The organism is Catenovulum sediminis (genome assembly GCF_007289895.1).
Classification (GTDB): Bacteria; Pseudomonadota; Gammaproteobacteria; order Enterobacterales; family Alteromonadaceae; genus Catenovulum; species Catenovulum sediminis.
The window spans coordinates 245,479-267,397 of sequence record NZ_CP041660.1; the positions used below are offsets into that span (position 1 = coordinate 245,479).

A 21,919-nucleotide genomic window follows, 5' to 3' on the forward strand; every position below is an offset into this window, starting at 1 on the left:
TTGACATATGCGCTATATTGATAGAGATAATTAAAAGAGTGCTAATTATGCTACACAACGCCGTTTTCTATCTGAGCTGCCTCGCAAAAAGGATCTTAATGATAGTCAGTATGCTCGCCATATATAGCACCTCAGCGGCAACACCTGAGCATGCACGGGTGTTATTGCTAAACTCATACCATCCACAGTATTTATGGACCGAGGCGTTAACTCAGGGTGTAAAATCTGAACTCGCTAACTTAATTGAAGCAGAAAACTTACATATAGAGTACATGGATGAAAGACGATTTGTTTCGGATCCGACCTATCATGAAAAATGGCGCCAACTGCTATTATATAAGTACCAGCAATTTAAGCCTGACATCATCATTTCCAGTGACGATGCTGCATTTCATTTTTTAGCAGATGAAGTCGACGAGCTATTCCCCAATACACCGATTATATTTGGTGGCGTAAACGTATTTAAACCCCATATTATCGAAAACAAAACTAACTTCAGTGGCATACTCGAAGGCATGGAAATCAAAGGAAATGTAGAGCTTATTTACCAACTGCAACCACAGGTTAAAGAAATCATTCTATTGGCAGATAAAACCGAGCTTGGGATCCGTATGGTTGAACAGGCAAGATCAGAGATGCCATATGATTTAGGGAAACAAGTTTTGGTCAGAATATGGGATGACTTTTCAATTGCAGAATTTAAATCATATGCCAGTCAAACATCAACCAAAACTGCCTTTTTGATGCTGGCAGTGCACAAAGATAAAAATGGCGCATACTTTTCATTTGCAAAAGAACTAAAAGATTTCGCAACAATCAGCAAAGCGCCTATTTATGGTATGTGGGGCGCAATTATGATTGGCCAGGGCGTTATTGGCGGGTTAATGAACAACCCTTTTGAACATGGCAAAGCACTGGCTAATATGGCTAAACGCGTCTTATCCGGGACGCCCATTGCAAATATACCGCTCGAGGCAAACTCTAAATTTAGCCCGACATTTGATTACAACCAACTGCAAAAATTTAATATTGATTTAAACAGGCTACCGCTCAATAGCGAGATATATTTTAAACCAGAATCATTTTATCAATCCAATAAAAGTTTAGTTCATGGCACTGTTCTGACTGCCTGCATATTAATTGCAATTATTTTTATTTTGTTTGCAAATATACAAAGGCGACGCAAAGCTGAAACTTCATTATTAGAATTAAATGATTCTTTAGAACATAAGATAAAATTCAGAACACAGGAACTATCAGATAAAAATAATCAGTTAAAAGCGATGATGGAAGAAATGAAGCATTTAGCCAATACCGATTCATTAACGGATTTACCCAACCGCCGCTCAGGTGCCCGCCGCTTAAGAAAGTTTATGACGCGTTACCTTCCATCACAAGATAACTTAACCATAGCAATGTTAGATATAGATTATTTTAAAAGTATCAATGATAAATTTGGTCACAACGTGGGAGACAACATCCTAAAAAGAACTTCTATTTGTTTGCAAAATACCATTAGACCCACTGACTTTGCCTACCGCTGGGGAGGGGAAGAATTTTTAATTTTGTTTTCCAACACGCCAGTGAAAAGTGCATTTAGTGCTTGCACACGAATACAACAACATTTAGCAGAGATCAAAACGCCTGATGACAAACCTGTAACTGTCAGTATCGGAATCGCACAGCAACAGGTTAATGATTCATTTGAGTACATTTTAAAACGAGCAGATGAGAGCTTGTATTACGCAAAAGGCAATGGCAGAAACCGAATTGAAATGCTCTATACTGAAATTAATAAACACAAAGAGCAGTCAGGTTATTGTGCGTAAATAAAAACATTTAGTTTATAGTAGCCACTCAACTCAATCGCACCATGAATAATTTAACGAGATTGCAACCACATGAACACTAGGCTTTTTATCTCTGCCACAGTAGCCTTTATTTTTTATTTTGCATGGAGTTATTGGGCAAATTTATCTGCCGAGATAGCCATTGAAAAAACCCTACAATCTGCGTTGGTTCAGGCCAGCTACAGCGCATTTGTGACTTTATTTTTTACCTTAATTTTAGAAAAAGTGGTCAGCAAGTTTGAGCGAAGTTACCTATCGCTCGCATTTATTACCCCCATTTTATGTAAGGTTCATTCGCAAACACCGCAAAACAAAGCGATATTCCGTAGTTTCAGTTATGCGCTGGAGCAAAGCGCTTGCTATTTCAAGGGCAAACAACTGGCGGGGGTTATCTTTGCGCCACTCATCCCCCTGAGTATCCAATCGATTTTAGTGATTAGTGTAAACCTAATCAATCAAACCCCTAATTTATGGCTAACCATAGCGCCCAGTATTTTTTTCACCGCACTCTACGGTTATAGTTACACATTTACTTTATTAAAACCTAAACCTAAACCTAAGCCTAAACCTGAAACTAGACGCAATTAATCATCCAGTTAACGCCAAATTTGTCGACAACAGAGCCAAACAAAGGAGACCAAAATGTCTTTTCAAGCGGCATTTGCACTGTTCCATCAACACTTAGTGCGGCAAAGATTTCTTTTGCCCGGTTTTGATCATGCAGAGCAATCGATAAAGCAAACCCTTTAAACGCATCAGCAGGGCTACAACCATCAGATGCCATAATGATAGAATCCCCTAACTTAAAGCTTGCATGCATAATCTTATTTTCATAACCTGCCGGCACCATATCTTCTGGCATCGGCTCTGGGCTTTCGCTAAAACGCATCATCATTTCCATTTCGATGCCCAATGCCTGTTGATAAAAAGATAAAGTTGACTAAAAAGCAGCCAGCAGAATGCAACTAAAACTATAGCAAATCGTATTAAATTTACTGTTTAAGTTTGAAGACTTTTTTAAGACAGGGTTACAATAGCGAAAAAAAGAGAGTACCAGCGTCTTTATGCAAAAATTTATTTACACACCACCAGCTGGCATACCAGAGATCCTGCACCAAGATAAAGATATTATTATTATCAACAAACCGTCTGGCTTGCTGTCTAACCCCGGACGGGCAGAAGAAACACATGACTGCGCACTCAGTCGCTTACAATCCATATGTCCGCACACCATTTTGGTACATCGGCTAGATTGTGAAACCTCTGGCATTATGGTGTTTGCGAAAAACAAAAAAGCCGAGGTGTCGCTTAAAAAGCAATTTGAAGCAAGACAAACACATAAAGTGTATATTGCTGAAATCAATGGTATACCAAACACCAATAGCGGCACCATTAGTTGGCCATTGATAGCAGATAAATCTAATGTTCCGCTACAAAAAGTAGATTTAGAAAATGGTAAACCCGCCTCGACAGATTATCGGCTCCTGATTAACAAAGCGCGTTCATCTATTATCGAACTCACCCCAAAAACGGGCCGCACCCATCAACTGAGAGTGCATATGCATCATTGGGGGCATACCATTTTAGGGGATAATTTTTATGGCGAGGACATAATCAGGCAAAGCGCATCGCGCCTGAGACTGCATGCGTTATCGTTAGCTTTTACACATCCTTACACTGCTAAGTTATGTAGTTTCTACGCACCTGCTGAGTTCATTTAAAAACCCGAGCTAAACATGCCGGCATCATCATGCTTGGGCATGTTTAATTTAAGACCTGTGATTTACTTCAGAACATAAATTAAGCGCAGCCAATGTTAAGGTATTTGGTTGTCACTTTATTTTATAAACAGTTCATTTTGTAGACAATGTTGCTTTTTCCATCAGAGAAGTGGCCAAATTATTGTCATAATAAGCCGCTTCATTAACAAAAGCCGTGTACACCGTTTTATCGCCGTCATATAAAATGGCTTCACCATCAAACTTCATAAATAACGGATCACCCGGATTCAGCTGTGCAAAATCACTGTCTTGTACATGTTTATGAACCATACCTATGCGCTCACCCTGCTCGTCTACCGGTAAAGTCAGACTTTTTATAAATCTAAACACTTCTACTGATTCCGGCAATTCAGGTAAAGCATCCTGATTAAACAATTCAACAAAATCTAAGATGATCTGTGTTAACTGTTCGCTTTGTTCAAAAACATCATGTCTCAATACAGATTGAGGCACCGGCCCAACCTCAACAATGACACCATATTTACCGACAGTACATAACAAATGGTGCTCTTCATTCGCCCGGCTATCTTCATCACAAAACACAATGGCTTCTGGCATTTGTTGTTTTACATAAGCCGCTAACAAATTATAGAAGCGCCCTTTTTGCGGTATCAGTACGGTCGGCCCCATATTGCTGGTTGTTGTATGTAAATCAATAATTAAATCTGTCTTGGGATTACCTTTAGGGCCCAAAATTTGATTTATCACTTTTGCCCGATTTTCTTCGTATGATCCTAATTCAGGGTTTTCCAAATCTTTTTGTGCAAACTGGCGATTTAAGTCTTCATCTACATACCGGCGATTTATCTCGTATGCTTTTGGATTGCCTTGCAATAAACCAGTCGAAAAGCTTTCCCGGCTAATTAACGAAAGGTCTTTTTGCCATTTTTTCATCAGGTATACACCTGTGATTTCATTGCCGTGTGTGCCACACACAATTGCTACATTTTTAATCGACATAACTACTTTGCCTTTGTTAATTCTAATCTTCTTTAAATTTAGCAGAATAAGCAGAAAGGTTTTAATTACTTAAAAGCATATATTAGCAGATTAGATTTTGAGAAAAACCAATCTTCATTGGCAACCTATTTGCATAATCATCGCTATCTTCCTGTGATACATGCAAAAACGTCAATATTTTGTAGAGGTGTTAAAAATGATTTCAAACATAAACAACAGCAACAACTCAATTGTAAATACACAATACGCGAATACGAACAACAATACAGAGGCATCAGCTTCTAAAAACAGCCAGAGTGTAATAACGGCAACAGAAGCGACTAAATTGGCAAATAATATTGCTCAATTTAACTCGGCGGAATTACTTGCGAGCGTCTCAACAACTAAAATTAATCTGTCGCAAGCATTATCCTTGGTGGATTAAGAACCTTATGATAATGTTTGGTTTTAGACTTGTACTCATTCGATGTATGCAATGCAAAAAAACAACATCAAAATTGATAAAAAAACACAAAATATTATCGATACCTTAGTTCGGGTTTACAAAAAACCAAGCTTTAGCGCTGAGTTTGACCACCTGACCGCAAGTCTGAATACACAAAAAAAATTCTTTATTAAACAAGAACTCGCACGCCTGTTTAAGCCGTTTGAGCGGACCATAGACATGTCCCGCGAATCCAAATATAAAGTCACTGAATTTAGCTGGAACGGCAAGCGCTTTTTTCTAGATGATATCGGGCGCAGAATATTTCTGCTTGAACTAGACAAATTTGGTGAACAATATACCGCAGGGGTATTTGAAGCAGTAAACAATGCAGAAATATATGCTCGCTTTGAAAAACAGTTTTTATACGAGCAAAAAATTAAAGAGTTTGAAGTACAGATCACCGAACTGGGCCGCACCACTAAAAGACTTGAAGAACGCTTATACTGCGCTAAACCGATAAAAATAATACGCCAAGCTGGTGAGCCTATCGATGCGGTCACCTCAAACATCTCACGCAGTGGTTGTTTATTAAGGGTAAAACCCTATGCCATTCTGCAACAAAATGAAATTTTCGAAATAGATTTTAACGCTTTAACCAGCCAGTTCGCTTTTGATAAACAGCCAAAAGCCTGTTATCAAGTCAAATTTTTATCTCCGACGCCCGACAAAGATGGCGCTCAGCGCGTCGGTGTGCAGCTGATAGATAAAAATTACGAATGGACTCAGTTTCTAGACAAATATGTGCTGGAAAATCGCTCTTCGTTTAAAGTCGATATAACCAACGCCAAAGATTTGGCGGAAACTAGGTTATTAGAAGATCATTTACTGGAAACCAGCAATTGGTTGATGGTATTTGCCAACGCAGACGAAAATAAACTAAAGCAGCTAAAATACGTTTTAACAAACCCGGCGAACAAAAACCAACACGATTTTTTTGTCGACGGGCAAAACATAAACCGACTGAATGGCGTTTTACTTCGCTTGTGGCCGCAGCTGACAGAAAAGTCAACGCCAATTGTGGTTGTCCGGTTTGAACAAAAAGGTGAAATTCACTTTCTGGCAGCGACGTTAAAACAACTAATAGACAATGATTTACTCAAAGCCTTTTGTTTATTTGCCAATAAAAAAGGTCTGCTACAGCTATTTATGCTGCGTAAACAAAGCATAGATCAAAGGCAATTAGATGAAATTAAATTTAATTGGTTTAAAAGCGCAAAAGAAGCAGATCAGGCTTTGCAACCGCTGACCGAAATTAATCAAATTATCAGTCTGTACCCTTTAGATCAGCAAATATCTGCTTTTGAACTCTTCGGCGAACATACACTGAAGCCAGATGACCTCAAAAAATTATCCGCGTTTCGTTGTCCAAGTATTAAAAACCATGTTATCGGGCATTTTGATATTCGCCCCAAATGTGCCCGCCAAGAAATGCGGTATTTTTACTCAACAGCTGTAACCTTAACAATACCGGAAAACAAACAAGCCATTAATGGAAATTTAATAGATTTATCTGTCAGCGGCTTAAGTGTGCAATTACCTGCTCAATTACCCGCTCAATTGCCTGCTATAGCTGACACACTTGAAGTGGCAAAAGTGCTCGCCGTTACCATTCCCAAATTTGACCAATTTGGTGAACGCAACGCAATTCATAATGCATTTTATAAAATTGTGGGTATCAACAGACGCTCTAAAACTCTGCACTTTCAAGTATATAATAGTGATAAAAGCGATTTAATTCGCCACTTTATGCGCCAACTTATACAAAATAATAGAGCTAAACTGAATATCAACGATCAATATGACAAGTTTGTTATTTTACAAAAAGCGCTGTGCGTTGCTTTCATCACAAATTATCCGTCGATCGCATTTGGTATCAGCAAAAGCCCTAAGAAAATTTTTGAAGTCTCGCGCTTATTAACGGCAGACTTTAATAGCGTCGAGCTGGCCAGCTTACAAAAACTCCAGTCGCCCATTCAAAACCAGCACATTTCGGTTTTTCAATTGATTTATGATGATAAACGTAACCCACCCTATTTACGCTCAATAAGCCGCTTTGTTCGTAACAAAGAATCTTGTGATGATGAGGTTGCGTTTCAACTTATTCCCAACAGAGTGGATATTGCCAAACAAGCACGCGCAGGTGCTAACCCCAGACTACAAAATCAGTTTATCCGCAAGGCGCTGCAAACTGACACATTGAAAGTATTTAATCTTAAAATTCAGCCGGTTGCACACAACAGCACACAGGCCATAGAAGAGCAGCTTGCTTACGTCAGTCGCTACAATAGACATCAGGCTGAAAACATCAAAAGTTTTGCGAGTAAATTAACCGGTATTTTGGAAGTGTTAGACAACCAAGCGTTTTGGCAAACACTTGGCTCGTACGATATCAATCAAAAAGATAAGGCTAAAAACTAAGTTTACGGGCTCACTAGGGTAAGGCCTAATTCTTTCCAGCGACGAAAGCCACCGTCCAAATTAATGCAGTTCTTATAACCCATTTTAACCAAATTATCAGTCGCTAATGCAGAGCGGAAACCACCGCCGCAATATAAAACAAAAGTGGTTTCGGTATCTGGGAATTTAGCCTGTATATCGCGTTCTATCACGCCTTTTCCCATGTACACAGCATCAGGCAGATGGCCTGCAGCCCATTCATCTTGTTCGCGTACATCCACCAAAATAAAAGACTCTCCAGAATCTTTCATTTTCAGCATGGTTTCTATATCTATTTCACGAATACGGCTGCGAGCATCATTAACTAATTTTAAAAATGCCTGATTATGTTGACTCATAGTTGCCCTACGATTATCAAATTGCGTCTTCGTTTTCTTCGCCAGTACGAATACGAACAACGCGCTCTACATTCGTGACAAAGATTTTGCCGTCACCAATTTTACCGCTCTGAGCCACTTTAGTAATGGTTTCAACGCAGCGTTCAACACTATCATCATCAACAACGATATCTAAACGCACTTTAGGTAAAAAATCTACATTGTACTCAGCACCGCGATATAACTCAGTGTGCCCTTTTTGACGGCCAAAACCTTTAACTTCTGTTACTGTCATACCAGTAATACCAATTTCAGCGAGTGCTTCACGTACGTCATCTAATTTAAAAGGTTTAATGATGGCTTCGACTTTTTTCATTTTTTTTTCCTCTTTATTTATCCATGTTCCCGACCAAAACCGGATGTAATTGGATAACGTCTGTCTTTACCAAAATTACGAGGTGTAACTTTTGGACCAATTGCCGACTGGCGGCGTTTGTATTCATTAATGTCTACCAATCTCATCACCTTACGAACAATTGCTTCTTCGTGGCCTAAAGCAACAATATCCGCTAGTGACAAGTCGTTCTCGACGTATGCTTCTAATATAGCATCTAATTCATCGTACGGTGGTAAACTGTCTTGGTCAACCTGATCAGGAGCTAATTCAGCCGATGGTGGGCGCACAATAACTCTTTCAGGGATCACCTGAGATAAAGTATTGCGGTAACGAGACAATTTGTAAACCATTGTTTTCGGTACATCTTTAATTACTGCAAAACCGCCGGCCATATCACCATATAAAGTACAATAACCCACCGCCATCTCAGACTTGTTGCCAGTGGTTAGCACAATTCTTCGTTTTTTGTTGGACAACGCCATCAAAATCACACCACGGCTGCGCGCTTGCAGGTTTTCTTCTGTTGTGTCTTTTGCGCTATCTTTAAAAAGCGGTTCAAGTGCATTCATAAAGCTATCAAACATAGGTTCAATCGACACTATGTCAAATTCTATGCCTAATGCTTCGGCTTCTTCTTTTGCATCTTCAACACTCATTTGCGCTGTGTATTTAAAGGGCATCATAACCGCCTGCACTTTGTCTGCGCCCAATGCATCAACCGCAATGGCTAGTGTTAAAGCCGAGTCTATCCCACCGGACAAGCCTAAAACAGCGCCGGAAAAGCCGTTTTTCTGCACATAATCACGTGTTGCCAAGACCAAAGACTGATAAATTTCAGCTTCTTCAGATTCAGGTAAATCAGCTATCTCGCTTATTTGTAGATCTTGATCATATTCAACTAACTGAGTCGCGCTTTGGCAAAATGGTAAACGCGTCACCAATTCTGCATTCCGGTTAACCGCAAACGACGCACCATCAAAAACCAGCTCATCTTGTCCACATACGTGATTAACGTAAACAATAGGCAAATTGTGATTTTCGCTGCGCTTTTTAATCAGAGCTTCGCGTTCATTTTGTTTTTCTAAATTAAATGGCGATGCATTTAAAGATAAGAGTAAATCAACCCCCTGACCATCAAATTTGGCAATTGGCTGATCATCCCACAAGTCTTCACAGATCAATAACGCAACTTTGTAATTTTGGTATTCAAAAGTACAAGCTCTATCACCCGCTGCAAAATAGCGTTTTTCATCAAAAACGCCATAATTTGGTAAGGCTTGTTTAAAATAGCGCGCTAATAAATTACCTTGATAATAAACGCTGGCGGCATTATAGGTTCTTTCATTTTCTTGCCAAGGGTGGCCGAAAACAATGACATGCTGCGCCGATGCCTGTTGAATTTTCTCTACTGCTTCATTTAATCTTTCGTATAAGTCAGGTCTTAATAATAAATCTTCGGGTGGGTACCCGGTGAGTGCCAACTCTGGAAATACAACAACGGATCCTTGCGGAGCTGCTTTTACGGTATCGATAATAAGTTGATAATTTTGCGCAATCGCGCCAACAGTAAAATTGCACTGAGCAATCAATATTTGCATAACACGGCCAAATAATTTGAAAGTTCTGGGAATGAGTGAATGATATACCTAAGTTGGGGTAAAATATACGATTTGGCTTTATTTTGGTTATAAATAGTAAGAAAAACGGCCCTTTATACAGAGCCGTCTTGTGCTTTTAAAACTACAATCCAAGCTTACAAATCAGGACTAAACTGATTAATTTCAGGTTCGTAGTGGTAGCCAATCCGTGCCAATTTATCTTCCAGCATAAACTCGTCTACCTCCATTAAACAGGCCAAGCTATGTAAATCACGACATTCATGCCGCAGATGATCATTTACAATACCCAGCAATATATTTGGATCCATAAAAACAGCTTTATGTAAATCCATCTCGCCCTCCGACTTCTTGTCTAAAATTACTCAATAAACTCACTTCATGTTATTAAAGCTATCTGTTGCGTGTACGCAAGCCGACCAGTAGGCCACTCTAGCAATAATAAACTTAGCTGGGCTTCATCAGAAATTCCAAATCATGACTAAAATCCTGTTTGAGCAAAAGGTCCATTCGTAAATTTTGCTGAACATACAAAAATTGATAAAAATCCACTAAACCCACTAAATCCACTAAATCCACTAAATCCACTATATAACGACGCGTCAGTTTGCGGCATAATAGCCTTTCGAGTTTCAAGCAGACAAAGAAGTACAATGGCACAGAATATTACTTGGCAAGCAAAAAAACCGACTCAATCTGTAGAAGATATAAAGTCAGCTCCACACTCCGCCGAAGCGGAACAATCCGTTGTTGGGGGCCTGCTACTCGACAATGAAGCTTGGGACAGAGTCGCAGAACGAGTGGTCGCACAAGATTTTTATCACCATGCTAACCGTACTATTTTTCAGCATATGGCAAAATTGGTTGAAGTACACAAACCAATTGATTTGATTACGCTTTCTGAGTCGCTCGAACAAGAAAAATTATTGGAAGATGTAGGCGGTTTTGCCTATTTAGCTGAAATAGCCGATAACACCCCGAGCGCAGCCAATATAACGGCATATGCGGATATCGTCAGAGAACGCGCCGTTATTCGCGAAATGATAGCGGTTGCCAATGAAATCGCAGAAGCCGGTTACGATCCACAAGGCCGAACCAGTAGCGAACTACTCGATTTAGCCGAAAGCCGGGTTTTTAAAATAGCAGAACAAAGAGCGAATGCGAATGAAGGCCCAAAACAGTTAAAAGATGTTTTAGCAACGACGATCACCCGCATCGAAGATGCGATGAAAAATGGTGCAGATGGTGTAACTGGGGTGACCACCGGTTTTACCGATCTAAACGACATGACATCAGGTTTACAACCATCTGATTTAATTATTGTGGCAGCGCGGCCATCAATGGGTAAAACCACCTTTGCGATGAACCTGTGTGAAAATGCGGCAATGTCGTTTGATAAAGCGGTACTGGTGTTTAGTTTAGAGATGCCGGCTGAGCAGATAATGATGAGGATGCTTGCCTCACTGAGCCGAGTAAACCAAACCAGTATTCGTACCGGTAAACTGGAAGATGACGATTGGGCGCGAATTTCTTCAACCATGGCTTTGCTGGCAGAAAAAAACAATATCTACATTGATGATTCATCGGGTTTGACGCCAACCGAAGTGCGCTCACGTGCAAGACGCGTAGCGCGCGATCACAAGGGTGGAATCGGTCTAATCATGGTCGATTACCTGCAATTAATGCAAGTCCCCGGCTTATCCGAAAACCGAACCTTGGAAATCGCTGAAATATCTCGCTCGTTAAAAGCCTTAGCGAAAGAGCTACAAGTGCCCGTTGTTGCGCTTTCTCAGCTTAACCGGAGTTTGGAACAACGTGCCGATAAAAGACCTGTTAACTCTGATTTGCGTGAATCTGGCTCTATCGAGCAGGATGCGGATTTAATCATGTTTATTTATCGTGACGAAGTGTATTACCCAGAATCAGAGCGTAAAGGCGTTGCAGAGATCATTATCGGCAAACAACGTAACGGCCCGATTGGGCACGTTGACGTTGCGTTTCTGGGTCAGTTTTCGCGCTTTGATAACCTTGCACGGCCTGATTATCAAGGATATTAAAATAGCGCAGTTTACCTAAGTACTGCGTTTAAACCTGTGGGTGTACCTGTTTTAACAAATTCATGTACATTCACCGCAGGCTCTAACATGGCTTGCCGGCCCCAAATGTAACTCTGTTCTTCAACAATCACTTTATAGGCTTTGTTTAATGCCATCGCGCGCTGAAGATCCGGCTCTAGCAAAATACTGATATCCCGATTAAGCTCAGTTATAGCTTGCTGATTTAACACGCCATCTTGCGTGTAAAATTTATCATAAACCTGCTGGTTACTGCGAAACTCATCACCCCAGCGATTGTGCTGTAAATAAGTGGTGTATTCATAACGACCATCTGCCATTTTCGGCTCTGGTGTGCCTTTAAACCCTTTTTCAGACCAGTGATACCAGCCGTTTTTAAAATGATTGTTGGCAAACTTTCTAGGCAGCGCAAAACTACCATCGGTTGTTGCACTGGTACCTGAATGGCAACCGATACAAAATGCCGTTTCTTCGTAGGTTTGTGGTCTGAGTTGCCCTTGAGCATCTTCGATAAAACCCTGCAATTTCCAGCCCATTCCAGAGTACAAACCGCGCTCACTATCGCCTTTAAAGGTTCTTAAACGCTCTGGAAAATCGTGTTTTTCTTTTATCTCGCTCAGCGCATAATTACTTAATTGTGCATAATTATTCCAGCTAATCTTCTTGCTATAGCGTACCTCTTTAATGCGCGCCGACATTTGCATCTCACCGCGTTCATTGCTATCTAAATAACGTACTGTATGTAAAAACTCAGTGCCATTTGGATACAAACCCGCTGCCATGTTAATCTTGCCTTGCTGAAATAAAAGACGCGCCTGCCCTACATAAGACATCAGTTTATTTTCTTTTGGCGCCCAGTCGTATACGATCTGTGTTGCGATATTTAACTGACCGTCTTTATTTAAATCAACTTGGTATTGTTGTTCGTCAACCGCACTAATATCGATGGCTTGCTCTTTTATCATACTTTCCACTATGGCCAAGTTCAGACGATAAACATTCTGATCAAATTCACCTTGTTCGTTATGTCTAAATGCTTCAGGCAAACGAATCAGCACATCATCGGTCGAACCATTGGTTGGGAAAAATGCTCCCGCAAACGGCGCATAGGCAAACACCCGCCAACCGGTAAACTCACCTTGCAAATTTCTATCAAACCCCAGTTCATCAAAATTAAAATAGACATCTGGCATAAAGCCATTCCACTTGCCATCTTTATTAACATCCCATTGTTCAGGTAATTGTTGTAACTGGCGGGCAAGTATAATTTCACCATTTTTATCCAGATAATTTGAAACTTTTACATAATCGCGTATTTGTTGATCAGATATTTTCGATATTTGCGGTGAAAAATCACGAAACAAATTTTTCCAACGGTTGGTTTGCGTATATTCAGCCGTAAAGCCGTACTCTAATTGTAAATCAGTATCATTGAAAAAATTTGGCCGTTTACCATTTGCATGGCAAACAAAACACGGATTATGCCCCTGCCCGCTTTCGTCTTGTGTTTTGGTATAACATTGCGGTGGTATGTAAGCCGCTTCGTTGTACATGGTTTTGGCGCGCGCAAAAGTTTGTTTACCTAAAGCAGCTTCTAACATTTGCGTGATTTGTGTTTGTTCACTGTTTTTTTTATCTGCTGGCTCACATCCGGTTAAACCGAGTAACACGATAAAAGTGAGCGGCAATAAGCATAAAAATCGATTCATGTGCGTAACTTCTGTATAAAAATACGAAAAATCAATTTACAAAATGAAGATGTAAAAAAGATGAAATAACAGAAAAGAGAAGCCGAAGCTTCTCTTTTTATTCAAATAACGAACTTAATCGTTCGTTAGCCTGTTGTTAATTTTGGTTGTTAATCTTGGTTGTTAAAACGAAACGGACCGACATAACCCACTTCAGATTCCATATCGCTTTCACGGCCTTCTGGGTGCTGTGCAACAGCCGTTAAATAACCAAAACCATTAATGTCTTTGTACCAGAACGGTGACGTAGTCTCAGCATCTAATGGTGCAGTGTAAATACGCGTTAATTCGCCATTGTCCAAGTTATAAGACCAAATCATGTTGTTGATGTGCGCACTGGTATCTTCACCAATAATCAAGCTGTTTGAATCTTCTAGATAAGCCACATTATCAGGTGAAGCAATTGAATTGACATCACAGCTATTACCGGCATACGTATCACCGTCGGCATAATCTGCCGGAATACCTGCAACTAAACCTTTCATGTTTTGTGCAACATAATCAGACCCCATGTTGCTGTCAGCCGCAACATCTAGCTCGTACACAACACCACACGGGTTGTCGTCAACTGCTATATGGTTATAACCGCCGGTTTCACTCGAACTGCCATCTTCCATGCCGCGTGCCACTTCAGACATTGCCAGATATAACTTTTTATCTTTCGCATTGTAAGTAATGCCTTCTTCTTTACGAAACTCAGTTGTCGCGCCCATATATGCAGAGAAGCGGCGGGTTTCTAAACGAGAGGCAATTTTTTCGTCTTTTTCATCAATAACAGAATCTTGGTTAATATCTTTTAACTTAATACATTCATGATAAGCAGATGTACTAATAGATTTGTAACCATCCGCACACTGATCATTTTCGTCTGGGTCAACAAAATCGAAAATATCGGTTAAATGCGGCTTTTTCGCAACTTCAGCGCGAATTTCATCATTGGTAGCATGGCCTAAATCAATCCATTCTAAGTTTGCTTCACCAAAGTTTTCTTTAGATGTTTGTACCCATTTTGCCGCATATAAAGTACCTGCAGATAAATCTGTTGGCTGGTCTGCAACAAACATATATAAACCAACATTGGTACCGTCATCTGTTAAATATACAGTACGGTTATCCGGCATGACGTAAGCCAACTCATGTGACATACGGCCCATGCTGTAATGTTTAGTATATTCAGCTTCACCTTGACTGTTAATCTGAACTTCTGGCGTCCAACCGTAATAATATGGGCTTGCCATGGTTAAGTCGCCCTTCCAGTACGGCGCGATTGCATCGTAATAGAAATTACCGGTTTTACCATCGTCACCCACCGTTAAGTCACCACTTGGCTCATATTCTTCCGAACCTAGATGAGACTGCCAAGGTGTCGTTTGACCAGCACAGTGTACCCAGCCACCAAATTCATCTTTTTGGCTTACAAATTCTAATGTGCCTTCAACAGGTGACAAATGACCGTATTCATCTTGCGCTAATTCCTGTACATAGATTGACCCAATTTGACACTCAAATTGTGAAACCATGTATAAAGTGCCATTTTTTTGCAAGATACTATTGAAGTCTAAACCCGATCCAACACCGGCATTGGTACCATTACAAATATAATCACTGCCATCTTCAAAGGTGATTACTTCATCCATATAGTCTTTGGATAAGCCAAAGATTTCACCCGTTTGTGTATCTTCGTAGGCAGTTGCCATAATGCGGTTATAAGCAATAGATTGAATTTGCCCATTAACGACTACTTCGCGACTGGCTCTCACCTGTTGCTGAGCATCTAAAGACAGCGGTACTGAAATTTCAGCAAACTCAACCTGAGTCACCGGATTTTCAGTGGGTGCAGAATCGTCGTCATCATCGTTAAAATCTAAGTCAACTGAACAACCCGTTAACGCGATACCTAATGCTGCTGAAACCAAGCTCAATTTAAATATGTTATCTGTTTTCATTTTATTCTCCGTAGGAACTAAATATCTAACCTAGACTTTCGCCTTGAATTGACGAAATAACGCCAACGCAAAGCCTGCGATAATGATTAGCCAATTAGCTGAACCACCCTCAATCACAAAATCATCATCGTCATCTGATTCAGCAACCTCGTTTGTTTCTGTGACGTCTAGATCTAACCATACTAATCTGTGGTCGGATGATGCTGCGCGCGATGCAACTAATGGATATAAATCCTGATCTTCTGTTGGCCAGAAGACATTACCCTGCTCTACTTGCAAACCCGATTTAGAGGCTAATACGTAATCTGCACGCATTTTCCATGAGGCCGTGTGATAAGCCGCCAAGCGGTTATCTGGATCATTTGCAACACCACCTTCAGATGCTGGGGTAAAGTCGCTATAAATAGATGGGTGTCGTAAAAGCAGATCAATCGTGCCCGGATATGCATCACCTTCTATAGAAGCATTTAAATCACCTGCGATCACAAATCGAACGCCGGCTGGTAAGCCACCTGTTTCGCCTTCATCATCGTAGATATAAGCAGAATGCGCTGGTGCAACATAATCTGCCCAAAAACGGATTTCATCATGGTTGCGTGTACCATTGCGATCTTCTTCACCATCAAAAGTAGGTGGTGTTGGGTGGCTTGCCAGTATATGAACTACCTCGCCATTTATGCTAACGGGTACATCCCAATGTGATTTTGAAGATAATCTAAATGCGTTGGTTTCTGCTTCGTTGTACCAATTTTCACCCGTTTCAGGATCGACAGGCATTAAATTACCCGGCATGTCTTTCCATAAGAATTTTTGGAAAGTACGTACATCTTCTTCAACAATTGGATAGCGTGACAAAAGCACCATGCCGTAATGACCAGGGAAACGGCCGAAACCAAATGCATCATTCATGTAACTATCAAAATTGCCATCATTGTTTAAATCAAATGCAGTGGGCTCACCGGTATTTGAAGGGGCGACAAAATAATATGGATAATCAATCGACTGAGCATCATCTGCCTGAGCAATATTCAAATACTGGCTGATAAACATTTGCACACCCGAATTTTCATCCGCGATATAATCAAACTCGTTTAATAAAACAATATCGGGTCTGACACGCTGGATAATTTCAGCAATATTTTGAATTTGTGCATTATCACCAGCCGCTAATTCGTCTACTAAAATTTGCGATTGAGGTGTTGCGTTATCATCTGAGGGGTAGTTTGTAGCTTCCATACTGACATTAAAGGACGCTACACGGATATGTGAATCATCCATTTTGCTTTTAACAATATAAGGAGTTGGCGGTTCGTCTTCAACGATCACATCTTCTTCAACCTTCACACCTTGCTGCAAAGTGATGCTATTCACAGCATTCGCGTCTGCAACGGTTAATGAAACAACAAAATCGCCATTAGAGCTATAGGCGTGCTCAACTTCGGCTCCTGTTGCAGTTGTACCATCTCCAAAATCCCAGCTAAATGTGTAAGGTGCGCCTGCACCACTATAAGCAGTTGCTTTAAATTCAGTATCTTGTGCAAGTTTCAGCTCTGTGTTTTGCGCGGTCATTGCAGCTACAAGCGGTAAATCAATGTTGCTGCCTTGTACATCAACCACAACATCATCAATATACCAAGCGCCATTATCGCCGTCGGCGTCAGCTTGCGTCATATAGTGAAACGCTAAATAAACAGATTCGCCTTTATATGCATCTAAACTAATGTCACCTGATTCGACAAAATCAGAGCCATCTGAACCCTGCCCGTCTTGCGGTAAAACGGCCGTTAATTCGGTCCAGGTTGCGGTGGATGGATCGGTTCCGGCAACATAATCGCTCGATGCTTTAACCTTTAGATTCATGCCATCAAAACGAACGCGTGATTTAAAAGTTAAAGTCGCAGAATCAATTGTCGTCTGCGTTAAATCAATTGCGGGAGAGATAAACCAGTCATCACTATCAGTGGAGCCTTTGTGTCCATTCATTGCAGCAGTGCTGGTACCATTAAAAGTATCGTTAAACCAGTTTTTATCACTGGCTTGACTATAAGGTGTAAACTGACCGTCTAAGCCAATTGAAAAGTCTTCCTGAAATACAGTTGCAGCTTGCGCGACTGGAATCAATGCGAATGCACATAATCCAGCTAACAATTTTTTAGTAATCATTTTGTCCCCGTCCAGAGTCATTAAAATAATTGGAATATAACTGGTCGGATAAGTTAGATTTAAATAGTGACTATAAAGTGACTGCCAGGTTAAGGTTTTTATTCAAATTAATGACAATTGTATAATAACCAGCCAACTCAAGTATTTAGCACATTTTATAATGGTGTTAAATTTGCCGGATATTTATTCCGGTGTTAGCATTTAGAGGCAGCCCAGAACAGAGACCATGAAATGAAAACAGCCGTTGCTGAAATTAATTTGTCAGCACTTAACCACAACCTGAATGTCGTGATAAAACACTGCCCAAACAGCAAAATACTGGCGGTTTGTAAAGCAAATGGTTATGGGCACGGTATTGTTGAAGTTGCAACGGCGCTCAATGCAGCAAATGCGTATGGTGTGGCGCGACTTGAAGAGGCAATCGAACTGAGAAATGCCGGTATCACAAAGCCCATTGTATTACTTGAAGGCTTTTTTAATACACAAGACATAGCGTTAATTGCAAAACATAAAATAACAATTTGTTTGCAAAACCATTGGCAACTCTCTCAGCTAGAACAAGCCCAAATAAAACCAAGTGAACCCCTTTGGTTAAAAGTCGACTCGGGTATGACTCGTTTAGGTTTTTATCATCACGAAGTCGAACAAGCCTTAAGCCGCTTAGAAAAACTAAATTACACTATTTCTGAAACCGTATTATCTAGCCATTTTGCTTGTGCCGACGAACTAGACAATCCGCTCACTAACAGCCAATTAAAACGCTTTAACGAGATCTTAGCCACACATTCTAAACAAAAGGCGTTACAAGCCTCTATGGCTAACTCAGCTGCCGTATTAACCTTACCCGAAGCGCATTTTGACTGGGTTAGGCCGGGTATTATGTTATATGGCATATCCCCGATGCTCTATTCGCACGCCGATGAATATCAGTTAAAACCGGTCATGACCTTAAAAAGCAAGCTTATCTCTGTCAAAAAAGTACCCGCAGGTACTTATATCGGCTATGGTGCTCGCTGGCTAACTCAGGCTGAAACTCATATTGGTGTTGTGGCTATCGGTTACGGTGACGGTTATCCCAGACATGCTAAAGATGGCACGCCGGTTTATATCAATGGCCGCATTGTACCTTTAGTGGGCCGCGTCTCGATGGATATGATAACCGTAGATTTAGGGCAAGATTGTCAGGATAAAGTAGGTGATGCAGTTACTTTGTGGGGCGAAAACTTGCCCATTGAATTGGTTGCCGAAAACTCAGATACCATAGCGTACGAGCTGGTTTGTCAAATAACGCAGCGTGTCGAAAAACATTACATCAATCAATAATAACAGGAAACGAAATGAATATATGGGTGGACGCCGATGCATGTCCGGTTGCAATAAAAGAGATATTATTTCGCGCAGCGCGTCGCACCGGTGTGCAACTGACGTTATTGGCCAATCATAGAATTGCAGTGCCGCCTTCACCGAATATTCGCTTTTATCAGGTTTCATCCGGCTTTGATGTCGCCGATGACGAAATTGTAAAACGTGTCAACGAAGGCGATTTAGTTATAACGGCCGATATTCCGCTCGCCGATGAAGTTATCAGCAAAAAAGCCTTAGTGTTAACGCCCAGAGGCGAAGCCCTAACAAAAGAAAATATAAAAGCTAAACTCAATATCAGAGACTTTATGGACACCATGCGCTCAAGTGGTGTACAAACTGGCGGGCCGCCGGCGCTCAACGCAGCTGATAAAAAAGCGTTTGCTGATAAATTAGATCAATGGTTGGCCAAGCACAAGTAAACAGCGAGTTACGGCCAACTGCCCCACGGGCTATCGTTTTTATGAAAGGTTTCTATATAAAGCTGCTCGACTTTTGCGCGCGCCCAAGGCGTGCGACGTAAAAACTTTAAACTCGATTTAATACTAGGATCTTTTTTAAAGCAATTAATATCAACACAAGCACTCATCCCTTGCCAGCCAATTTCAGCTTCTAATTTTCGCAAAATGTCTTCGAGCTTAACGCCGTGTAATGGATCTCTGTGGGCAAACGCCATAAATTAAATCTCTGCAAACCGATATCAATAACAGGCCAAAGTTTAGCACGATAGATAACAAGGCTAAAACGAAAAACCTTCAGGATAAAAGTGATAACCGTCAAAATCACCTTTGCTTAAATGAATGCCGCGACTGCGCGCGATTGCATAAAACAAAGTTAAGTGAAAAAACATATTAGGCAAAATATACTGCTGAATAAATTTACTTTGTGGCAAAGACACTGTGTTTTGCCCGGCAGTGTCATGCAAAATGGGTTCGCCCTGCTTTAATTCACCCAGCGCTGGTTTACTAAGCAAAGGCTCAGCGAATTCTAATGCTTTAATATAAGCCACGGTTTGGCTGATTTGCTGTTGCAAACCGGCAAAACTGACATCCTGATTATCAAAATAAATCACCTCGCGTCCAGCCAACCGGCAACAGCCTCGCAAAGCGAAGTTACAGGTAATACGCACCTGCACATGCAGCGCAAACATATCGTCTGCTAATTTAGCCGCTAATATGGTGTGTTCACTTTGGTTACTTGATTTTTGAAGCTCTGTTTTAATTTTTAACAGCATTTTATCTAATTGCTGTAAATAGCGCAGGCAAAGCGCTTGTGTCTGTTTTGCAAGCATAGAAGGCTCTAATAATCGGTTTTACTGCGGCGCATTGCTTTAACCGCCCCACGCTGCTTTTTATGTTCAACACGGCGCTTTTGACTGGCACGCGTGGGTTTAGTGGCGATACGCTTTTTTTGTACCGCAGTGGCTTTTTGAATCAGCTCAACAAACTGCTGCTGCGCCTGTAAACGATTATCTTCCTGACTACGTGTACTTTGGCTTTTAATAATAATTTTGCCACTTTTGGTAATGCGGTGATCGGCCAAATTCAATAAACGTGATTTATAAAAATCAGGCAACGAAGAGGCTTTGATATCAAAGATCAATTGAGCCGCGGTTGAAGTTTTATTAACGTGTTGCCCGCCCGGACCGCTGGCACGTATAAATTGCCATTCGATTTCGTTTTCAGGTATCAACACTTTATTGGATATTTTTAGCATAAGTCTGAATCTAGAGATTCAGACTTATGCTGTCAACTTAAAAAGCAGCATAGCTTAAAACAAATACTATGCGCTTTTAAACTGAGCAAAGTTTTTGCTTGAAACATTTTGATAAGAAGCCTAATTAAAAACCGGTTTAGTGAGCAAAAAATCGTCGAAAATAACGAATTTACACTTTCTTTACGTTAGAGAGGGTCGCCTTTATCTATTATTCGTGGTGACTTTATCGTATTATTTAATGCCTCGGAGTTAGAGTTAACCGTTTACACCATGTTAAATACTGAAAAAAGCAAACTAAAAAGTGCCCGCTACACCGCCCCAGCGCTAGAAAAAGGGCTAGATATAATAGAGTTATTAGCGAGACAGCACGAAGGATTGCGCCTTAAAGATATTGCAGCCAATTTAGGTAAATCTGTTTCAGAAATATTTCGTATGGTGACTGTGTTAGAAGGCAGAGAATACTTAAAGTTTGATCCACTGACAGACCGTTATAGTTTGTCACTCAAACTATTTGAAATTGCCAGTCAAAACACACCGGTTGAGCGCGTGACGCGCGCAGCAGCTTCGGAAATGGACCAACTCAGTAAACAGATTAATCAATCTTGTTATTTAACAACCCGCTACGAAAATGAAAGTATTGTTTTGCTGCATAAAGACGGCCCTATGGATGCAGTTATTTCAGTTCGTTTAGGGGCCAAACGCCCGTTGACAGATTCAAGCTCAGGGCATGTGTTTTTAGCCCATGCAGTAGATGATTCAATAGAACACAGCGCAGGCTTTACTGCCCAACTTAAAGCCATAAAAGAGCAAGGTTATGCCTTGACTGCCAGTACACTGTTATCTGGCGTTGAAGAAATAGCCTTTCCGATTTTTGACAAAGAAGAAAAAATTACCGCGTGTTTGGTTATCAGTTATTTAAATTACCTAAACGATGCAACACAAGACAAACTTGCAGCGATAAACTTAGCAAAAGAGGCGGCTGCGCGTATTAGTAAACGGCTGGGCATGCCACAAAAATCAAATTGAATTAACTGACAAAATACC

Annotated in this window: 21 protein-coding genes; 9 read left to right on the top strand and 12 right to left on the bottom strand. The window is 40.7% G+C overall.

Annotated features, from left to right (window positions below):
- The first annotated feature begins 98 nt into the window (after nt 1–98).
- The gene (locus FNT16_RS00995) at nt 99–1,829 is read left to right on the top strand and encodes an ABC transporter substrate binding protein (RefSeq protein ID WP_185976653.1); all 1,731 of its coding nucleotides are present in this window, start codon (nt 99–101) and stop codon (nt 1,827–1,829) included.
- Between the two features lie 72 nt (nt 1,830–1,901).
- Complete coding sequence (locus tag FNT16_RS01000; RefSeq protein WP_185976654.1) at nt 1,902–2,438, top strand: hypothetical protein; 537 nt, start codon at nt 1,902–1,904, stop codon at nt 2,436–2,438.
- Here the strand turns inward: FNT16_RS01000 and FNT16_RS01005 are convergent.
- Nucleotides 2,425–2,751 (bottom strand): VOC family protein, encoded by a 327-nt coding sequence (locus tag FNT16_RS01005; RefSeq protein ID WP_143869796.1) that lies wholly within the window; start codon nt 2,749–2,751, stop codon nt 2,425–2,427. The genes FNT16_RS01000 and FNT16_RS01005 overlap by 14 nt on opposite strands.
- Before the next feature lie 163 nt (nt 2,752–2,914).
- Here FNT16_RS01005 and FNT16_RS01010 point away from each other — a divergent pair, with 163 nt between their 5' ends.
- Complete coding sequence (locus FNT16_RS01010; RefSeq protein ID WP_143869797.1) at nt 2,915–3,571, top strand: RluA family pseudouridine synthase; 657 nt, start codon at nt 2,915–2,917, stop codon at nt 3,569–3,571.
- Nucleotides 3,572–3,703: 132 nt separating this feature from the next.
- Here FNT16_RS01010 and FNT16_RS01015 read toward each other — a convergent pair whose 3' ends face one another.
- Nucleotides 3,704–4,591: an aspartoacylase gene (locus FNT16_RS01015; protein ID WP_143869798.1), complete on the bottom strand. Its 888-nt coding sequence runs from the start codon at nt 4,589–4,591 to the stop codon at nt 3,704–3,706.
- A gap of 196 nt (nt 4,592–4,787) precedes the next feature.
- Between FNT16_RS01015 and FNT16_RS01020 the strand changes: the two genes are divergently transcribed.
- Entirely contained in the window at nt 4,788–5,015 is a 228-nt protein-coding gene (locus tag FNT16_RS01020) for a hypothetical protein (protein WP_143869799.1), read from the top strand.
- Nucleotides 5,016–5,066: 51 nt separating this feature from the next.
- Nucleotides 5,067–7,496, top strand: a complete 2,430-nt coding sequence (locus FNT16_RS01025) for a PilZ domain-containing protein (protein ID WP_143869800.1) — start codon at nt 5,067–5,069, stop codon at nt 7,494–7,496.
- A 2-nt stretch (nt 7,497–7,498) separates the two neighbouring features.
- Here FNT16_RS01025 and FNT16_RS01030 read toward each other — a convergent pair whose 3' ends face one another.
- The 4 genes from FNT16_RS01030 to FNT16_RS01045 form a co-directional block, all read right to left on the bottom strand.
- Nucleotides 7,499–7,873, bottom strand: coding sequence for a rhodanese-like domain-containing protein (locus FNT16_RS01030; RefSeq protein ID WP_143869801.1), 375 nt, complete (start codon nt 7,871–7,873; stop codon nt 7,499–7,501).
- A gap of 16 nt (nt 7,874–7,889) precedes the next feature.
- Nucleotides 7,890–8,228 carry a nitrogen regulatory protein P-II gene (gene glnB / locus FNT16_RS01035; RefSeq protein ID WP_143869802.1) on the bottom strand — a complete coding sequence of 113 codons (339 nt, stop codon included), beginning with the start codon at nt 8,226–8,228 and terminating at the stop codon, nt 7,890–7,892.
- A gap of 17 nt (nt 8,229–8,245) precedes the next feature.
- Nucleotides 8,246–9,847, bottom strand: coding sequence for an NAD+ synthase (locus tag FNT16_RS01040; protein ID WP_143869803.1), 1,602 nt, complete (start codon nt 9,845–9,847; stop codon nt 8,246–8,248).
- A 155-nt stretch (nt 9,848–10,002) separates the two neighbouring features.
- Nucleotides 10,003–10,200, bottom strand: coding sequence for a DUF4250 domain-containing protein (locus tag FNT16_RS01045; RefSeq protein WP_143869804.1), 198 nt, complete (start codon nt 10,198–10,200; stop codon nt 10,003–10,005).
- A gap of 318 nt (nt 10,201–10,518) precedes the next feature.
- On the opposite strand from FNT16_RS01045, the gene dnaB reads away from it, so the two are divergent.
- Nucleotides 10,519–11,922 carry a replicative DNA helicase gene (gene dnaB, locus FNT16_RS01050; protein WP_143869805.1) on the top strand — a complete coding sequence of 468 codons (1,404 nt, stop codon included), beginning with the start codon at nt 10,519–10,521 and terminating at the stop codon, nt 11,920–11,922.
- Between the two features lie 11 nt (nt 11,923–11,933).
- Here the strand turns inward: dnaB and FNT16_RS01055 are convergent, their stop codons facing one another.
- From FNT16_RS01055 to FNT16_RS01065, 3 genes are all read right to left on the bottom strand, one after another.
- Entirely contained in the window at nt 11,934–13,649 is a 1,716-nt protein-coding gene (locus FNT16_RS01055) for a hypothetical protein (protein ID WP_221935047.1), read from the bottom strand.
- A 149-nt stretch (nt 13,650–13,798) separates the two neighbouring features.
- A complete protein-coding gene (locus FNT16_RS01060; RefSeq protein ID WP_143869806.1) occupies nt 13,799–15,634 on the bottom strand; it encodes a PhoX family protein in 1,836 nt (611 codons plus the stop codon).
- Nucleotides 15,635–15,664: 30 nt separating this feature from the next.
- Complete coding sequence (locus FNT16_RS01065) at nt 15,665–17,797, bottom strand: endonuclease/exonuclease/phosphatase family protein (protein ID WP_143869807.1); 2,133 nt, start codon at nt 17,795–17,797, stop codon at nt 15,665–15,667.
- Nucleotides 17,798–18,028: 231 nt separating this feature from the next.
- On the opposite strand from FNT16_RS01065, the gene alr reads away from it, so the two are divergent.
- Nucleotides 18,029–19,120: an alanine racemase gene (alr, locus tag FNT16_RS01070; RefSeq protein ID WP_143869808.1), complete on the top strand. Its 1,092-nt coding sequence runs from the start codon at nt 18,029–18,031 to the stop codon at nt 19,118–19,120.
- Between the two features lie 14 nt (nt 19,121–19,134).
- Nucleotides 19,135–19,581, top strand: a complete 447-nt coding sequence (locus FNT16_RS01075; RefSeq protein ID WP_143869809.1) for a YaiI/YqxD family protein — start codon at nt 19,135–19,137, stop codon at nt 19,579–19,581.
- 8 nt (nt 19,582–19,589) lie between these two features.
- On the opposite strand, the gene FNT16_RS01080 is transcribed toward FNT16_RS01075, so the two are convergent.
- The 3 genes from FNT16_RS01080 to arfB form a co-directional block, all read right to left on the bottom strand.
- Nucleotides 19,590–19,835, bottom strand: a complete 246-nt coding sequence (locus tag FNT16_RS01080) for a VF530 family protein (protein ID WP_143869810.1) — start codon at nt 19,833–19,835, stop codon at nt 19,590–19,592.
- A 63-nt stretch (nt 19,836–19,898) separates the two neighbouring features.
- A complete protein-coding gene (locus FNT16_RS01085; RefSeq protein WP_143869811.1) occupies nt 19,899–20,450 on the bottom strand; it encodes a DUF1993 family protein in 552 nt (183 codons plus the stop codon).
- Nucleotides 20,451–20,458: 8 nt separating this feature from the next.
- The gene (gene arfB / locus FNT16_RS01090) at nt 20,459–20,875 is read right to left on the bottom strand and encodes an alternative ribosome rescue aminoacyl-tRNA hydrolase ArfB (RefSeq protein ID WP_143869812.1); all 417 of its coding nucleotides are present in this window, start codon (nt 20,873–20,875) and stop codon (nt 20,459–20,461) included.
- A 270-nt stretch (nt 20,876–21,145) separates the two neighbouring features.
- Between arfB and FNT16_RS01095 the strand changes: the two genes are divergently transcribed.
- The gene (locus FNT16_RS01095; RefSeq protein ID WP_143869813.1) at nt 21,146–21,901 is read left to right on the top strand and encodes an IclR family transcriptional regulator; all 756 of its coding nucleotides are present in this window, start codon (nt 21,146–21,148) and stop codon (nt 21,899–21,901) included.
- Nucleotides 21,902–21,919 lie beyond the last annotated feature (18 nt).

Coding starts and splice junctions, on each gene's coding strand:
- FNT16_RS00995 (WP_185976653.1), top strand. CDS start 99: ATGATAGTCAGTATGCTCGCCATATATAGCACCTCAGCGGCAACACCT.
- glnB (WP_143869802.1), bottom strand. CDS start 8,228: ATGAAAAAAGTCGAAGCCATCATTAAACCTTTTAAATTAGATGACGTA.
- FNT16_RS01010 (WP_143869797.1), top strand. CDS start 2,915: ATGCAAAAATTTATTTACACACCACCAGCTGGCATACCAGAGATCCTG.
- dnaB (WP_143869805.1), top strand. CDS start 10,519: ATGGCACAGAATATTACTTGGCAAGCAAAAAAACCGACTCAATCTGTA.
- FNT16_RS01020 (WP_143869799.1), top strand. CDS start 4,788: ATGATTTCAAACATAAACAACAGCAACAACTCAATTGTAAATACACAA.
- FNT16_RS01040 (WP_143869803.1), bottom strand. CDS start 9,847: ATGCAAATATTGATTGCTCAGTGCAATTTTACTGTTGGCGCGATTGCG.
- FNT16_RS01000 (WP_185976654.1), top strand. CDS start 1,902: ATGAACACTAGGCTTTTTATCTCTGCCACAGTAGCCTTTATTTTTTAT.
- FNT16_RS01095 (WP_143869813.1), top strand. CDS start 21,146: ATGTTAAATACTGAAAAAAGCAAACTAAAAAGTGCCCGCTACACCGCC.
- FNT16_RS01060 (WP_143869806.1), bottom strand. CDS start 15,634: ATGAAAACAGATAACATATTTAAATTGAGCTTGGTTTCAGCAGCATTA.
- FNT16_RS01075 (WP_143869809.1), top strand. CDS start 19,135: ATGAATATATGGGTGGACGCCGATGCATGTCCGGTTGCAATAAAAGAG.
- FNT16_RS01055 (WP_221935047.1), bottom strand. CDS start 13,649: ATGAATCGATTTTTATGCTTATTGCCGCTCACTTTTATCGTGTTACTC.
- FNT16_RS01025 (WP_143869800.1), top strand. CDS start 5,067: ATGCAAAAAAACAACATCAAAATTGATAAAAAAACACAAAATATTATC.
- FNT16_RS01065 (WP_143869807.1), bottom strand. CDS start 17,797: ATGATTACTAAAAAATTGTTAGCTGGATTATGTGCATTCGCATTGATT.
- FNT16_RS01080 (WP_143869810.1), bottom strand. CDS start 19,835: ATGGCGTTTGCCCACAGAGATCCATTACACGGCGTTAAGCTCGAAGAC.
- FNT16_RS01030 (WP_143869801.1), bottom strand. CDS start 7,873: ATGAGTCAACATAATCAGGCATTTTTAAAATTAGTTAATGATGCTCGC.
- FNT16_RS01045 (WP_143869804.1), bottom strand. CDS start 10,200: ATGGATTTACATAAAGCTGTTTTTATGGATCCAAATATATTGCTGGGT.
- FNT16_RS01085 (WP_143869811.1), bottom strand. CDS start 20,450: ATGCTTGCAAAACAGACACAAGCGCTTTGCCTGCGCTATTTACAGCAA.
- FNT16_RS01005 (WP_143869796.1), bottom strand. CDS start 2,751: ATGGAAATGATGATGCGTTTTAGCGAAAGCCCAGAGCCGATGCCAGAA.
- FNT16_RS01015 (WP_143869798.1), bottom strand. CDS start 4,591: ATGTCGATTAAAAATGTAGCAATTGTGTGTGGCACACACGGCAATGAA.
- alr (WP_143869808.1), top strand. CDS start 18,029: ATGAAAACAGCCGTTGCTGAAATTAATTTGTCAGCACTTAACCACAAC.
- arfB (WP_143869812.1), bottom strand. CDS start 20,875: ATGCTAAAAATATCCAATAAAGTGTTGATACCTGAAAACGAAATCGAA.